The organism is Enterobacter sp. Taxon_2 (assembly GCF_058355295.1).
This window is the reverse complement of record NZ_CM178024.1, coordinates 3,378,335-3,392,354: the sequence shown is the minus strand read 5'-3', so window position 1 is coordinate 3,392,354 and position 14,020 is coordinate 3,378,335. Positions and strand designations below refer to the sequence as shown.

The window sequence follows — 14,020 nt, the reverse complement described above, 5'->3', positions numbered from 1 at the left end:
TTATGCACGAGAATCAACAACCACAAACCGAGGCTTTTGAGCTGAGTGAAGCAGAACGTGCCGCTATTGAGCACGAGATGCACCACTACGAAGACCCGCGTGCGGCGTCCATTGAAGCGCTGAAAATCGTACAGAAACAGCGTGGTTGGGTGCCGGATGGGGCGATCTATGAGATCGCGAAAGTGCTGGGTATTCCGGCAAGTGACGTAGAAGGCGTAGCCACGTTCTACAGCCAGATCTTCCGTCAGCCGGTAGGCCGCCATGTGATCCGCTACTGTGACAGCGTAGTCTGCCACATCACCGGTTATCAGGGCATTCAGGCTGCGATTGAGAAGAAGCTCAATATCAAGCCGGGCCAGACCACGTTCGATGGACGCTTTACTCTGCTGCCAACCTGCTGCCTGGGTAACTGCGACAAGGGGCCGACCATGATGATTGATGAGGACACTCACAGCCATCTGACGCCGGAAGCGATTCCTGACCTGCTGGAGCAGTACAAATGAAAACTGTAATTCGTACTGCTGAGACGCATCCGCTGACCTGGCGTCTGCGCGATGACAAACAGCCGGTATGGCTCGACGAGTACCAGAGCAAAAACGGCTATGCCGGCGCGCGTAAAGCCCTTGGCGGCATGGCGCCGGACGACATCGTTAATGCGGTAAAAGATTCCGGCCTGAAAGGGCGCGGCGGTGCGGGCTTCTCCACCGGTCTGAAGTGGAGCCTGATGCCGAAAGACGAATCCATGAACATCCGTTACCTGCTGTGTAACGCCGATGAAATGGAGCCGGGCACCTATAAAGACCGCCTGCTGATGGAACAACTGCCGCACCTGCTGGTGGAAGGCATGCTGATCTCCGCGTTTGCGCTGAAAGCGTACCGTGGCTACATCTTCCTGCGCGGTGAGTACATCGAAGCGGCGGAAAACCTGCGTCGCGCGATTGCCGAAGCCACCGAAGCGGGCCTGCTCGGTAAAAACATCCTGGGCACCGGCTTTGACTTCGAACTGTTCGTGCACACCGGCGCCGGGCGTTACATCTGCGGTGAAGAAACCGCGCTGATTAACTCCCTGGAAGGCCGCCGCGCGAACCCGCGTTCCAAGCCACCGTTCCCGGCAAGCTCCGGCGTATGGGGTAAACCGACCTGCGTAAACAACGTCGAAACCCTGTGTAACGTTCCGGCTATCCTCGCCAACGGCGTGGAGTGGTATCAGGGCATCTCCTCAAGCAAAGATGCCGGTACCAAGCTGATGGGCTTCTCCGGTCGCGTTAAAAATCCTGGCGTCTGGGAACTGCCGTTCGGTACTACCGCACGTGAAATTCTTGAAGACTACGCGGGCGGCATGCGCGATGGCCTGAAATTCAAAGCCTGGCAGCCGGGTGGGGCAGGGACTGACTTCCTGACTGAAGCCCACCTTGACCTGCCGATGGAATTCGAAAGCATTGGTAAAGCAGGCAGCCGTCTGGGTACGGCGCTGGCGATGGCCGTCGACCACGAGATCGGCATGGTCTCGCTGGTGCGTAACCTGGAAGAGTTCTTCGCCCGTGAGTCCTGCGGCTGGTGTACACCGTGCCGTGATGGTCTGCCGTGGAGCGTGAAGATCCTGCGTGCAATCGAACGTGGCGAAGGCCAGCCTGGTGATATCGAGACGCTTGAGCAACTGTGTCGATTCTTAGGCCCGGGTAAAACCTTCTGTGCCCACGCACCGGGTGCCGTCGAACCTCTGCAGAGCGCGATCAAATATTTCCGCGACGAGTTCGAAGCAGGCATCAAGCAGCCGTTCAGCAATACCCATGCGATCAATGGGATTCAGCCGAACCTGCTTAAAGCGCGCTGGTAACGACAAGAATTTTGATTAACGCTCGGTTTCGACCGAGCCAACTGGAAGCATGCTAATGGCTACGATTCATGTAGACGGCAAAGAATACGAAGTCAACGGGGCGGACAACCTGCTGGAAGCTTGTCTGTCTCTTGGCCTCGATATTCCGTACTTTTGCTGGCATCCGGCGCTGGGCAGCGTCGGTGCTTGCCGCCAGTGTGCGGTGAAGCAATATCAAAACGCGGAAGACACGCGTGGTCGCCTGGTGATGTCCTGTATGACGCCAGCCACCGAAGGCACCTTTATTTCGATTGATGACGAAGAAGCCAAACAGTTCCGCGAAAGCGTGGTGGAGTGGTTGATGACCAACCACCCGCACGACTGTCCGGTTTGTGAAGAGGGCGGTAACTGCCACCTTCAGGATATGACCGTGATGACCGGTCACAGCTTCCGTCGCTATCGCTTTACCAAGCGTACCCACCGTAACCAGGACCTGGGGCCGTTCATCTCTCACGAAATGAACCGCTGCATCGCCTGCTACCGCTGCGTGCGTTACTACAAAGACTATGCAGACGGTCAGGATCTGGGCGTGTATGGCGCGCATGACAACGTCTACTTCGGTCGTCCGGAAGACGGCGTGCTGGAGAGCGAATTCTCCGGTAACCTGGTAGAAATCTGCCCGACCGGCGTATTCACGGATAAAACCCACTCCGAGCGTTACAACCGTAAATGGGACATGCAGTTTGCGCCAAGCATCTGCCAGCAGTGTTCCCTCGGCTGTAACACCAGCCCGGGTGAGCGCTACGGCGAACTGCGCCGTATCGAAAACCGTTACAACGGTACCGTTAACCACTACTTCCTGTGCGACCGCGGTCGTTTCGGCTATGGCTATGTGAACCTGAAAGACCGTCCGCGTCAGCCGGTTCAGCGCCGTGGCGACGACTTCATTACCCTGAACGCAGAACAGGCGATGCAGGGCGCGGCAGATATTCTGCGCCAGTCGAAGAAAGTGATCGGTATCGGCTCCCCGCGCGCCAGCATCGAAAGCAACTTCGCGCTGCGCGAGCTGGTCGGGGCGGAAAACTTCTATACCGGCATCGCCCAGGGCGAGCAGGAACGTCTGCAGCTGGTACTGAAAGTGCTGCGTGAAGGCGGTATCCATACCCCTGCGCTGCGCGAAATCGAATCCTATGATGCGGTCCTGGTGCTGGGTGAAGACCTGACGCAGACGGGCGCCCGCGCAGCTCTGGCGGTTCGTCAGGCGGTGAAGGGTAAAGCACGTGAAATGGCAGCGGCGCAAAAAGTGGCTGACTGGCAGATTGCGGCGATCCTGAACATCGGTCAGCGCGCGAAGCATCCTCTGTTTGTGACCAACGTCGACAACACCCGTCTGGACGACATCGCGGCGTGGACCTACTGCGCACCGGTTGAAGATCAGGCGCGCCTTGGCTTTGCCATTGCCCACGCGTTGGACAGCAACTCTCCGGCGGTAGAACTGGATCGCGACCTGCAGAACAAGGTTGACGTGATTGTTCAGGCCCTGGCAGGTGCGAAGAAACCGCTGATTATTTCCGGTACCAACGCCGGCAGCGCTGAGATCATTCAGGCCGCAGCCAACGTGGCCAAAGCCCTGAAAGGCCGCGGTGCTGACGTCGGCGTGACCATGATTGCCCGTGCGGTGAACAGCATCGGTCTGGGCATGATTGGCGGCGGCTCGCTGGAAGCTGCGTTAAGCGAACTGGAATCCGGTGCCGCTGACGCCGTGGTGGTGCTGGAAAACGACCTGCATCGTCATGCTTCTGCCGCTCGCGTTGACGCCGCGCTCTCCAAAGCGCCGCTGGTGATGGTGATTGACCATCAGCGCACCGCGATTATGGACAAAGCGCACCTGGTGCTCTCTGCGGCAAGCTTCGCAGAAAGCGACGGTACCGTTATCAACAACGAAGGCCGCGCGCAGCGTTTCTTCCAGGTTTATGACCCGGCTTACTACGACAGCAACACCGTGATGCTGGAAAGCTGGCGCTGGCTGCACTCCCTGCACAGCACCGTGCAGAGCCGTGAAGTGGACTGGACGCAGCTCGACCACGTTATCGACGCGGTGGTGGAAAAACTGCCTCAGCTGGCAGGCATTAAAGATGCCGCGCCTGAAGCAAGCTTCCGCATTCGCGGCCAGAAACTGGCGCGTGAACCGCACCGTTACAGCGGCCGTACCGCAATGCGCGCCAATATCAGCGTGCACGAACCGCGCCAGCCGCAGGATAAAGACACCATGTTCGCCTTCTCCATGGAAGGGAACAACCAGCCGTCTGCACCGCGTTCGCAAATCCCGTTCGCATGGGCACCGGGCTGGAACTCCCCGCAGGCATGGAACAAGTTCCAGGCTGAAGTGGGCGGCTCCCTGCGCCACGGCGATCCGGGCGTGCGTCTGATAGAAGCTTCCGAAACCGGTCTGGACTTCTTCACGTCCGTTCCGGCGAGCTTCCAGGCGCAGGAAGGCAACTGGCGTATTGCGCCGTACTACCATCTGTTCGGTAGCGACGAGCTGTCCCAGCGTTCACCGGTCTTCCAGACCCGTATGCCGCAGCCGTACATCAAGCTCAACCCGGCGGATGCCGCGAAGCTTGGCGTTAACGCGGGCGCGAACATTGCCTTTAGCTATGACGGCCAGACCATCAGCCTGCCGCTGATTATTTCTGAAAGTCTGACAGCAGGGCAGGTCGGTCTGCCGATGGGTATGCCTGGCATCGCGCCGGTTCTGGCGGGTGCGCGTCTTGATAATCTGCAGGAGGCAAAAGCATGAGTTGGTTAACGCCGGATCTTATCGACATCCTGCTGAGCATTCTGAAAGCGATTGTTATCCTGCTGGTGGTGGTCACCTGCGGCGCGTTCATGAGCTTTGGTGAACGTCGTCTGCTCGGTCTGTTCCAGAACCGTTACGGACCGAACCGCGTGGGCTGGGGTGGTTCACTCCAGCTGGTCGCGGACATGATCAAGATGTTCTTTAAAGAGGACTGGATCCCGCGCTTCTCGGATCGCGTGATCTTTACTCTGGCACCGATGATCGCCTTCACCTCGCTGCTGCTGGCGTTTGCTATCGTGCCGGTCAGCCCGACCTGGGTGGTCGCTGACCTGAACATCGGCATTCTGTTCTTCCTGATGATGGCAGGCCTCGCGGTTTACGCGGTCCTGTTCGCAGGCTGGTCCAGTAACAACAAATACTCGCTGCTGGGTGCGATGCGTGCTTCCGCGCAGACCCTGAGCTACGAAGTGTTCCTGGGTCTCTCCCTGATGGGCGTGGTGGCGCAGGCCGGTTCATTCAACATGACCGACATCGTCAACAACCAGGCCGACATCTGGAACGTTATTCCGCAGTTCTTTGGGTTTATTACCTTTGCCATCGCGGGCGTGGCCGTGTGTCACCGTCACCCGTTTGACCAGCCAGAAGCCGAACAGGAACTGGCCGACGGTTACCACATCGAATATTCCGGTATGAAATTCGGTCTGTTCTTCGTGGGCGAGTACATCGGTATCGTCACCATTTCCGCGTTGATGGTAACGCTGTTCTTCGGTGGCTGGCATGGCCCGTTCTTACCGCCGTTCATCTGGTTCGCGCTGAAAACCGCGTTCTTCATGATGATGTTCATTTTGATTCGCGCAGCGTTACCGCGTCCGCGTTATGACCAGGTAATGTCCTTCGGCTGGAAAGTGTGCCTGCCGCTGACGCTCGTCAACTTGTTGGTAACGGCCGCTGTCATTCTCTGGCAGCAGCCATAAGGGGCAATAGACCATGACCTTAAAAGAATTACTGGTAGGCTTCGGTACCCAGGTACGCAGTATCTGGATGATCGGCCTGCACGCGTTTGCCAAACGCGAAACCCGGATGTACCCGGAAGAGCCGGTATATCTTCCGCCGCGCTACCGTGGCCGTATCGTGCTGACGCGCGACCCGGACGGTTCCGAGCGCTGCGTTGCCTGTAACCTGTGTGCGGTAGCGTGCCCGGTCGGCTGTATCTCTCTGCAGAAAGCCGAGACGGTAGACGGTCGCTGGTACCCTGAGTTCTTCCGCATCAACTTCTCACGCTGCATCTTCTGCGGTCTGTGTGAAGAAGCGTGCCCAACCACGGCGATTCAGCTGACTCCAGACTTCGAGCTGGGTGAGTACAAGCGTCAGGACCTGGTGTACGAGAAAGAGGATCTGCTGATTTCCGGTCCGGGCAAATACCCGGAATATAACTTCTACCGGATGGCGGGTATGGCAATCGACGGCAAAGATAAGGGCGAAGCAGAGAACGAAGCTAAGCCTATCGACGTCAAGAGCCTGTTACCGTAAGGAGAGGGCAATGGAATTCGCTTTTTATATCTGTGGCCTTATCGCCATCCTGGCTACGCTGCGAGTGATCACGCACACCAATCCGGTGCATGCGCTGCTGTACTTAATCATCTCGCTGCTGGCCATTTCCGGGGTGTTCTTCGCACTGGGCGCGCACTTCGCCGGTGCGCTGGAAATCATCGTCTACGCCGGGGCCATCATGGTGCTGTTCGTGTTCGTGGTGATGATGCTGAACCTGGGCGGCTCTGAAATTGAGCAGGAACGTCAGTGGTTAAAACCGCAGGTGTGGATCGGCCCGGCAATTTTGTCGGCCATCATGCTGGTGGTGATCGTTTACGCCATTCTGGGTGTTAACGATCAGGGCATCGACGGCACGCCGATTGGCGCGAAAGAGGTGGGTATCACGCTCTTTGGCCCATACGTTCTGGCAGTGGAACTGGCCTCAATGCTGCTGCTGGCAGGTCTGGTTGTGGCTTTCCACGTTGGCCGCGAAGAGCGTGCTGGCGAGGTGCTGAGCAACCGCACTGACGACCGCGCGAAAAGAAAAACGGAGGAGCGCGCATGATCCCCTTAACACATGGACTGATCCTCGCTGCGATTTTATTCGTTCTGGGTCTGACCGGTCTGGTTATCCGCCGCAATCTGCTGTTTATGCTGATCGGGCTGGAAATCATGATTAACGCCTCCGCGCTGGCCTTCGTGGTCGCCGGAAGCTACTGGGGCCAGACCGATGGTCAGGTGATGTACATTCTCGCCATCAGCCTCGCGGCTGCCGAAGCGAGTATTGGCCTGGCGCTGTTGCTGCAGCTCCATCGTCGCCGCCAGAATCTGAACATCGATTCAGTAAGTGAGTTGCGTGGATGAACATGCTTGCCTTAACCATTATTTTTCCGCTGATTGGCTTCGTGCTGCTGGCGTTTTCTCGCGGCCGCTGGTCTGAGAATCTGTCTGCAACCGTCGGCATGGGCTCTGTTGGCCTGGCCGCGCTGGTGACAGCGTATGCGGGTATCGACTTCTTTAACAACGGGCGTCAGCCTTTCAGCGTGCCGCTGTGGACGTGGATGTCGGTCGGTGATTTCAACATCGGTTTCAACCTGGTGCTGGACGGCCTCTCGCTGACCATGCTTTCCGTGGTTACCGGCGTTGGCTTCCTGATCCACATGTTCGCCTCCTGGTATATGCGCGGTGAAGAGGGGTACTCCCGCTTCTTCGCCTACACCAACCTGTTTATCGCCAGCATGGTGGTTCTGGTCCTGGCCGATAACCTGCTGCTGATGTATCTGGGCTGGGAAGGCGTGGGTCTGTGTTCTTACCTGCTGATCGGTTTCTACTATACCGATCCGAAGAATGGCGCAGCGGCCATGAAAGCGTTCATCGTGACCCGCGTGGGTGACGTCTTCCTCGCTTTCGCGCTGTTCATTCTTTACAACGAACTGGGCACGCTGAACTTCCGCGAAATGGTGGAACTGGCGCCAGCGCACTTCGCCGCAGGCAATAACATGCTGTGGTGGGCAACGCTGATGCTGCTGGGTGGTGCTGTGGGTAAATCCGCGCAGCTGCCGCTGCAGACATGGCTGGCCGACGCGATGGCAGGTCCAACCCCTGTCTCCGCGCTGATCCACGCTGCGACCATGGTCACCGCCGGTGTCTACCTGATTGCGCGTACCCATGGCCTGTTCCTGATGACCCCGGAAATTCTGCATCTGGTGGGTATCGTCGGTGCGGTCACGCTGGTGCTGGCAGGCTTTGCCGCGCTGGTGCAGACCGACATCAAACGCGTTCTCGCGTACTCCACCATGAGCCAGATTGGTTACATGTTCCTGGCGCTGGGCGTTCAGGCGTGGGACGCGGCCATTTTCCACCTGATGACGCACGCGTTCTTTAAAGCGCTGCTGTTCCTCTCATCCGGTTCGGTGATTCTGGCCTGCCATCACGAGCAGAACATCTTCAAGATGGGCGGACTGCGTAAGTCCATTCCGCTGGTTTATGTCTGCTTCCTGGTGGGCGGCGCGGCGCTGGCGGCACTGCCGCTGATCACCGCGGGCTTCTTCAGTAAGGACGAAATCCTTGCGGGTGCCATGGCGAATGGTCATATCAATCTGATGGTTGCGGGTCTGGTCGGTGCGTTCATGACCTCGCTGTATACCTTCCGTATGATTTTCATCGTATTCCACGGTAAAGAACAAATTCACGCTCACGCAGGGAAGGGGATTACCCACCACCTGCCGCTGATTGTGCTGCTGGTACTGTCCACCTTCGTTGGCGCGATGATTGTGCCGCCGCTGCAGGGCGTACTGCCAGACACCACCGAGCTTGAGCACGGTCGCGTTATGACGCTTGAAATCACCTCCGGTGTGGTTGCTATCGCGGGCATCCTGATCGCGGCATGGCTGTGGCTGGGCAAACGTACGCTGGTGACTGCCGTTGCCAACAGTGCGCCAGGCCGTCTGCTGGGCACCTGGTGGTACAACGCGTGGGGCTTCGACTGGCTGTACGACATGATCTTCGTTAAGCCGTTCCTGGGCATTGCGTGGCTGGTGAAGCGCGACCCACTGAACAGCCTGATGAATATCCCGGCGATCCTCTCCCGCTTTGCAGGTAAAGGCCTGCTATACAGCGAGAACGGTTACCTGCGCTGGTATGTGGCGTCCATGAGCATCGGTGCGGTTGTCGTGCTGGCGCTGCTGATGGTGTTGCGTTGATCGTTAAGTGAATTTTATTCGAATTCGTTGAAAATCAGGCCCCTGCTGGGGGCCTTAAAAAGGAATGTAAATCGCCATGTTACTACCCTGGCTAATATTAATTCCCTTCATCGGCGGCTTCCTGTGCTGGCAGACTGAACGCTTTGGCGTGAAGATGCCGCGCTGGATCGCGCTGATCACCATGGGATTGACGCTCGCGCTTGGCCTGCAACTGTGGTTGCAGGGCGGTTACTCACTGACCCAGTCTGCGGGCATTCCGCAGTGGCAGTCTGAGTTCATCCTGCCGTGGATCCCACGTTTCGGCATTACGATCCACCTGGCGATTGACGGTCTCTCACTGCTGATGGTGGTGCTGACCGGTCTGCTCGGCGTTCTGGCGGTACTTTGCTCCTGGCGAGAAATCGAAAAATACCAGGGCTTCTTCCACCTGAACCTGATGTGGATCCTGGGCGGCGTGATCGGCGTGTTCCTTGCCATCGACATGTTCCTGTTCTTCTTCTTCTGGGAGATGATGCTGGTGCCGATGTACTTCCTGATCGCGCTGTGGGGACATAAGGCGTCCGACGGTAAAACGCGTATCACGGCGGCAACCAAGTTCTTCATCTATACCCAGGCGAGTGGTCTGGTGATGTTGATTGCCATTCTGGCGCTGGTGTTTGTTCACCACAACGCGACCGGAACCTGGACCTTCAACTACGAAGAACTGCTGAAGACGCCAATGTCCCACGGCGTTGAATACCTGCTGATGCTGGGCTTCTTCATCGCCTTCGCGGTGAAAATGCCGGTGGTTCCGTTGCACGGCTGGCTGCCAGACGCGCACTCTCAGGCACCAACGGCGGGTTCCGTTGACCTGGCGGGCATCTTGCTGAAAACGGCGGCCTACGGTCTGTTGCGTTTCGCTCTGCCGCTGTTCCCGAACGCCTCCGCAGAATTCGCACCGATTGCCATGTGGCTGGGTGTGATCGGTATCTTCTACGGTGCCTGGATGGCCTTCACGCAGTACGACATCAAGCGTCTGATTGCCTACACCTCCGTTTCCCACATGGGCTTCGTGCTGATTGCTATCTACACCGGCAGCCAGCTGGCGTACCAGGGCGCGGTGATCCAGATGATTGCGCACGGTCTGTCCGCAGCCGGCCTCTTCATCCTGTGTGGTCAGCTGTATGAACGTCTGCATACCCGCGACATGCGGATGATGGGCGGCCTGTGGAGCAAAATTAAGTGGCTGCCAGCGCTCTCCATGTTCTTCGCGGTGGCGACTCTGGGGATGCCGGGTACCGGTAACTTCGTCGGCGAATTTATGATTCTGTTCGGCAGCTTCAAAGTGGTACCGGTGATTACCGTGATCTCCACCTTTGGTCTGGTGTTCGCTTCCGTGTACTCGCTGGCGATGCTGCACCGCGCGTACTTCGGTAAAGCGAAGAGCGAAATTGCTGCACAAGAACTGCCGGGGATGTCGCTGCGTGAGCTGTTCATCATCCTGCTGCTGGTCGTACTGCTGGTGCTGCTGGGCTTCTTCCCGCAGCCGATTCTGGATACCTCGCACAGCGCGATGGGCAATATCCAGCAGTGGTTTGTTAATTCTGTTTCTACTACAAGGCCGTAATTCGCCATGACAATAACTCCACAACAACTGATCGCGCTGCTACCGCTGCTGATCGTCGGATTGACGGTGGTGGTTGTGATGCTCTCCATTGCGTGGCGACGCAATCACTTCCTGAATGCCACGCTGTCGGTCATCGGCCTGAACGCCGCGTTAGTCTCTCTCTGGTTTGTTGGCCAGGGTGGGGCGATGGACGTCACTCCGCTGATGCGCGTTGACGGTTACGCCATGCTGTATACCGGTCTGGTGCTGCTGGCGAGCCTGGCAACCTGCACCTTTGCGTACCCGTGGCTCGAAGGCTACAACGACAACAAAGAAGAGTTTTACCTGCTGGTTCTGATTGCGGCGCTGGGCGGCATTCTGCTGGCGAATGCGAACCACCTGGCCGCGCTGTTCCTCGGCATTGAGCTGATCTCTCTGCCGCTGTTCGGTCTGATTGGTTACGCCTTCCGCCAGAAGCGCTCCCTGGAAGCAAGCATCAAGTACACCATCCTGTCTGCGGCGGCGTCCTCGTTCCTGCTGTTTGGTATTGCGCTGGTGTACGCACAGTCCGGTAACCTCTCCTTCATGGCGCTCGGCAAGAGCCTCGGTGACGGCATGCTTCATGAGCCGCTGCTGCTGGCGGGTCTGGGCATGATGATCGTTGGCCTCGGCTTTAAACTCTCTCTGGTGCCGTTCCACCTGTGGACGCCAGACGTCTACCAGGGCGCTCCGGCTCCGGTGTCGACCTTCCTGGCGACGGCGAGCAAAATTGCTATCTTCGGTGTGGTCATGCGTCTTTTCCTGTACGCACCGGTGGGTGACAGCGAAGCGGTTCGCGTGGTGCTGGGCATTATCGCGTTCGTCTCCATCATCTTCGGTAACCTGATGGCGCTGAGCCAGACCAACATCAAGCGTCTGCTGGGCTACTCGTCTATCTCTCATCTGGGCTACCTGATGGTGGCGCTGATTGCGCTGCAGAGCGGTGAGATGTCGATGGAAGCCGTGGGCGTGTATCTGGCCGGCTACCTGTTCAGCAGCCTCGGCGCCTTCGGCGTGGTGAGCCTGATGTCCAGCCCATACCGTGGTCCGGATGCCGATTCACTGTTCTCCTACCGTGGTCTGTTCTGGCACCGTCCGATCCTGTCTGCGGTGATGACGGTGATGATGCTCTCTCTGGCGGGTATTCCGATGACGCTCGGCTTTATCGGTAAGTTCTACGTGCTGGCCGTCGGTGTGCAGGCGCACCTGTGGTGGCTGACTGCGGGCGTGGTGATCGGCTCCGCGATTGGTCTCTACTACTACCTGCGCGTGGCCGTGAGCCTGTACCTGAGCGCACCTCAGCAGCTCAACCGCGATGCCCCAACCAACTGGCAGTACAGCGCCGGTGGTATCGTAGTGCTTATCTCCGCGCTGTTGGTGCTGATCTTCGGTATCTATCCGCAGCCGCTGATTGATATCGTGCAGCGAGCAATGCCATTAATGTAAAAACAAAAAACCCGCCTCGGCGGGTTTTTTATTGCCCAGCGGCGCTACGCTTGCAGGGCCTACGGGTTTTGTAGGTCGGGTAAGCGAAGCGCCACCCGACTAAGCCAGCTGTTTGCGGCTAATTAACGGCCCGTCAATCTTCTTCATCGAGCGGTCCAGCACTTCCTCAATCACTGACGACAGTTCGTTCAGCTCAAACTTCGCCACATACCCGTCCGCCTTCACCTTACGAATATGGTCTTCGTTAGCGTTGCCGGAAAGGGAAGAGTGGATCACCACCGGAATATCTTTCAGTACCGGGTCGGTTTTGATTTTGCGCGTCAGCGTAAAGCCGTCCATTTCTGGCATTTCGAGGTCGGTCAGCACCAGCGCGATCTTATCGGTGATGGGAACCCCTTCAGCCTGGGCCTGTGCCGCCAGTATGCCAATTTTCTCCCACGCTTCTTTGCCGGTGATATGCAGCTGGGCCGGGATCTCCATTGCCTGCAGACCTTTCTCCAGCATCGAGCGCGCCACTTTGGAGTCTTCCGCGACGATGGCGACAGCGCCTGGCTTGATATGGAATTTGGTGGTCTTCAGGTTCGTGGCGTGCAGATCGTGATTGGCCGGGGTGATGTCATACAGGATCTGCTCAACGTCCAGCACCATCGCCAGATCGTTGGTATCGGTCTTCTCGTCAAGACACGCGATACTGGTGATGTAGCGGCCGCTGACGGCGGTTTCCGCCGCGTGCACCTGCTTCCAGTCCAGACGCATGATGTTCTCAACCGATTCCACGGCAAACGCCTGCACGCTGCGCGCATATTCGGTGATCAGCAGAATGTTCAGCCCGGTGGTGGGCTTACAGCCCGCCACGGCGGCCAGGTCAATCACCGGGATCACCTGATCGCGAATATTCACCATTCCCATCAGCGGTGACTTCATCCCGGCGGGTTTCGTGAACTCCGGCATCGGCACAATTTCACGTAGCTTAAAGACGTTAATGCCAAACAGCTCAGATTTATTTTCGTTCAGAGAGGTGCCAAGACGGAACAGCAACAGTTCAAAACGGTTCGACAGGGTCAGATTCGCCCTGTCATCAATATCTTTCTGGAAATTATCCATTCTACCCTCGAGAGAAATGCTGACCTTTTAATCGTTATCGGCATCCTGAGGGAAAAATGAAGGACTAAACGCTGACCTGAGCGAAATCTTCGGCCAGCTCACATTCCGGAAACAGCGTGCGGCACTCTGCCAGCAGGCTTGCGCATCCCCGCGCGTCGTAGCGGGAGCTGACGTGGGTGACGATGAGCCTCCCGACGCCCGAGTCACGGGCAAGCTGCGCCGCCTGACGCGTGGAGCTGTGTCCCCGGCTATTGGCTTTCTCTTCCATCGCCATTTCAAGCGTCGCTTCATGCACCATCACGTCCACGCCCTGGGCCAGCGTGAGCGCCGCCGGGCACGGGGCCGTATCGCCAAAAATCGCCAGCTTTTTGCCGGGCTGTGGGGCGGCGAGATAATCCTGGCCGTTGATGACGCGTCCGTCCTCCAGCGTGACGGTCTCTCCGTGCTTCAGACGCTGGAACAGCGGTCCGGGTTTTACGCCGTCGGCCATCAGCGCGGCGGCATCCAGCGCGCCGGGTTTGTCATGCGCTTCAATACGGTAGCCATAGCATTCCACTGGATGATTAAGTGGTTGAGCAGTAACCCGATAATCCCCGTCATCGAATACCAGGCCTTTGGTAATCTCAACGACCTCCAGCGGATAATCGGTCCATGACCCGCTCAGGCGCAGCGTGGTTTCAATAAATTCACGAATACCCGCAGGCCCGTAAATCGTCAGCGGGTTGGCGTTACCGGCCATCGAGCGGCTGCACAGCAGTCCGGGAAGGCCAAACAGATGGTCGCCATGCAGATGGGTGATAAAAATTTTATCCAGCTTGCCGGGGTGATAAGCGGTGTGTAACAGCTGATGCTGCGTCCCTTCACCACAGTCAAACAGCCACAGCCCGCCGCGGGTGGGGTGTTTAAGATCCAGCAGGATCGCCGTCACGTTCCGTGAGCGGGTTGGCACGCCAGCGGACGTACCCAGAAAAATCAGTTCCATAACGCAATCAGCCCTT

12 protein-coding genes are annotated in these 14,020 nt (G+C 57.9%); 10 read left to right on the top strand and 2 right to left on the bottom strand.

The window, feature by feature from the left end:
• Positions 1-2 precede the first annotated feature (2 nt).
• The 10 genes from nuoE (at position 3) to nuoN (ending at position 11,918) form a co-directional block, all read left to right on the top strand.
• On the top strand, positions 3-503 hold the full coding sequence (gene nuoE, locus AC4IC4_RS16070) for an NADH-quinone oxidoreductase subunit NuoE (RefSeq protein WP_006176513.1): 501 nt from the start codon (positions 3-5) through the stop codon (positions 501-503).
• The gene (gene nuoF, locus AC4IC4_RS16065) at positions 500-1,837 is read left to right on the top strand and encodes an NADH-quinone oxidoreductase subunit NuoF (RefSeq protein ID WP_023312536.1); all 1,338 of its coding nucleotides are present in this window, start codon (positions 500-502) and stop codon (positions 1,835-1,837) included. The genes nuoE and nuoF overlap by 4 nt, the downstream gene beginning before the upstream one ends.
• 55 nt (positions 1,838-1,892) lie before the next feature.
• The gene (nuoG, locus tag AC4IC4_RS16060; protein WP_491471506.1) at positions 1,893-4,616 is read left to right on the top strand and encodes an NADH-quinone oxidoreductase subunit NuoG; all 2,724 of its coding nucleotides are present in this window, start codon (positions 1,893-1,895) and stop codon (positions 4,614-4,616) included.
• A complete protein-coding gene (gene nuoH, locus AC4IC4_RS16055; protein ID WP_008500211.1) occupies positions 4,613-5,590 on the top strand; it encodes an NADH-quinone oxidoreductase subunit NuoH in 978 nt (325 codons plus the stop codon). Before nuoG ends, nuoH begins: the two co-directional genes overlap by 4 nt.
• A 13-nt stretch (positions 5,591-5,603) precedes the next feature.
• Positions 5,604-6,146 carry an NADH-quinone oxidoreductase subunit NuoI gene (gene nuoI / locus AC4IC4_RS16050; RefSeq protein WP_003861491.1) on the top strand — a complete coding sequence of 181 codons (543 nt, stop codon included), beginning with the start codon at positions 5,604-5,606 and terminating at the stop codon, positions 6,144-6,146.
• A gap of 10 nt (positions 6,147-6,156) precedes the next feature.
• Positions 6,157-6,711: an NADH-quinone oxidoreductase subunit J gene (nuoJ, locus tag AC4IC4_RS16045; protein ID WP_008500212.1), complete on the top strand. Its 555-nt coding sequence runs from the start codon at positions 6,157-6,159 to the stop codon at positions 6,709-6,711.
• Complete coding sequence (nuoK, locus tag AC4IC4_RS16040) at positions 6,708-7,010, top strand: NADH-quinone oxidoreductase subunit NuoK (protein WP_003861496.1); 303 nt, start codon at positions 6,708-6,710, stop codon at positions 7,008-7,010. The genes nuoJ and nuoK overlap by 4 nt, the downstream gene beginning before the upstream one ends.
• Positions 7,007-8,848, top strand: a complete 1,842-nt coding sequence (gene nuoL, locus AC4IC4_RS16035; RefSeq protein ID WP_491471505.1) for an NADH-quinone oxidoreductase subunit L — start codon at positions 7,007-7,009, stop codon at positions 8,846-8,848. The genes nuoK and nuoL overlap by 4 nt, the downstream gene beginning before the upstream one ends.
• Before the next feature lie 76 nt (positions 8,849-8,924).
• A complete protein-coding gene (nuoM, locus tag AC4IC4_RS16030) occupies positions 8,925-10,454 on the top strand; it encodes an NADH-quinone oxidoreductase subunit M (protein WP_024908970.1) in 1,530 nt (509 codons plus the stop codon).
• A gap of 6 nt (positions 10,455-10,460) precedes the next feature.
• Entirely contained in the window at positions 10,461-11,918 is a 1,458-nt protein-coding gene (gene nuoN, locus AC4IC4_RS16025) for an NADH-quinone oxidoreductase subunit NuoN (protein ID WP_024908971.1), read from the top strand.
• Between the two features lie 99 nt (positions 11,919-12,017).
• Here nuoN and AC4IC4_RS16020 read toward each other — a convergent pair whose 3' ends face one another.
• Positions 12,018-13,022 carry a chemotaxis protein gene (locus AC4IC4_RS16020; RefSeq protein ID WP_491471504.1) on the bottom strand — a complete coding sequence of 335 codons (1,005 nt, stop codon included), beginning with the start codon at positions 13,020-13,022 and terminating at the stop codon, positions 12,018-12,020.
• A gap of 64 nt (positions 13,023-13,086) precedes the next feature.
• Complete coding sequence (gene rbn / locus AC4IC4_RS16015; RefSeq protein ID WP_491471503.1) at positions 13,087-14,004, bottom strand: ribonuclease BN; 918 nt, start codon at positions 14,002-14,004, stop codon at positions 13,087-13,089.
• Positions 14,005-14,020 lie beyond the last annotated feature (16 nt).

Bases quoted from the DNA above. Each gene is read 5' to 3' on its own strand.
- nuoE (WP_006176513.1), top strand. From the start codon at position 3: ATGCACGAGAATCAACAACCACAAACCGAGGCTTTTGAGCTGAGTGAA.
- nuoF (WP_023312536.1), top strand. From the start codon at position 500: ATGAAAACTGTAATTCGTACTGCTGAGACGCATCCGCTGACCTGGCGT.
- nuoG (WP_491471506.1), top strand. From the start codon at position 1,893: ATGGCTACGATTCATGTAGACGGCAAAGAATACGAAGTCAACGGGGCG.
- nuoH (WP_008500211.1), top strand. From the start codon at position 4,613: ATGAGTTGGTTAACGCCGGATCTTATCGACATCCTGCTGAGCATTCTG.
- nuoI (WP_003861491.1), top strand. From the start codon at position 5,604: ATGACCTTAAAAGAATTACTGGTAGGCTTCGGTACCCAGGTACGCAGT.
- nuoJ (WP_008500212.1), top strand. From the start codon at position 6,157: ATGGAATTCGCTTTTTATATCTGTGGCCTTATCGCCATCCTGGCTACG.
- nuoK (WP_003861496.1), top strand. From the start codon at position 6,708: ATGATCCCCTTAACACATGGACTGATCCTCGCTGCGATTTTATTCGTT.
- nuoL (WP_491471505.1), top strand. From the start codon at position 7,007: ATGAACATGCTTGCCTTAACCATTATTTTTCCGCTGATTGGCTTCGTG.
- nuoM (WP_024908970.1), top strand. From the start codon at position 8,925: ATGTTACTACCCTGGCTAATATTAATTCCCTTCATCGGCGGCTTCCTG.
- nuoN (WP_024908971.1), top strand. From the start codon at position 10,461: ATGACAATAACTCCACAACAACTGATCGCGCTGCTACCGCTGCTGATC.
- AC4IC4_RS16020 (WP_491471504.1), bottom strand. From the start codon at position 13,022: ATGGATAATTTCCAGAAAGATATTGATGACAGGGCGAATCTGACCCTG.
- rbn (WP_491471503.1), bottom strand. From the start codon at position 14,004: ATGGAACTGATTTTTCTGGGTACGTCCGCTGGCGTGCCAACCCGCTCA.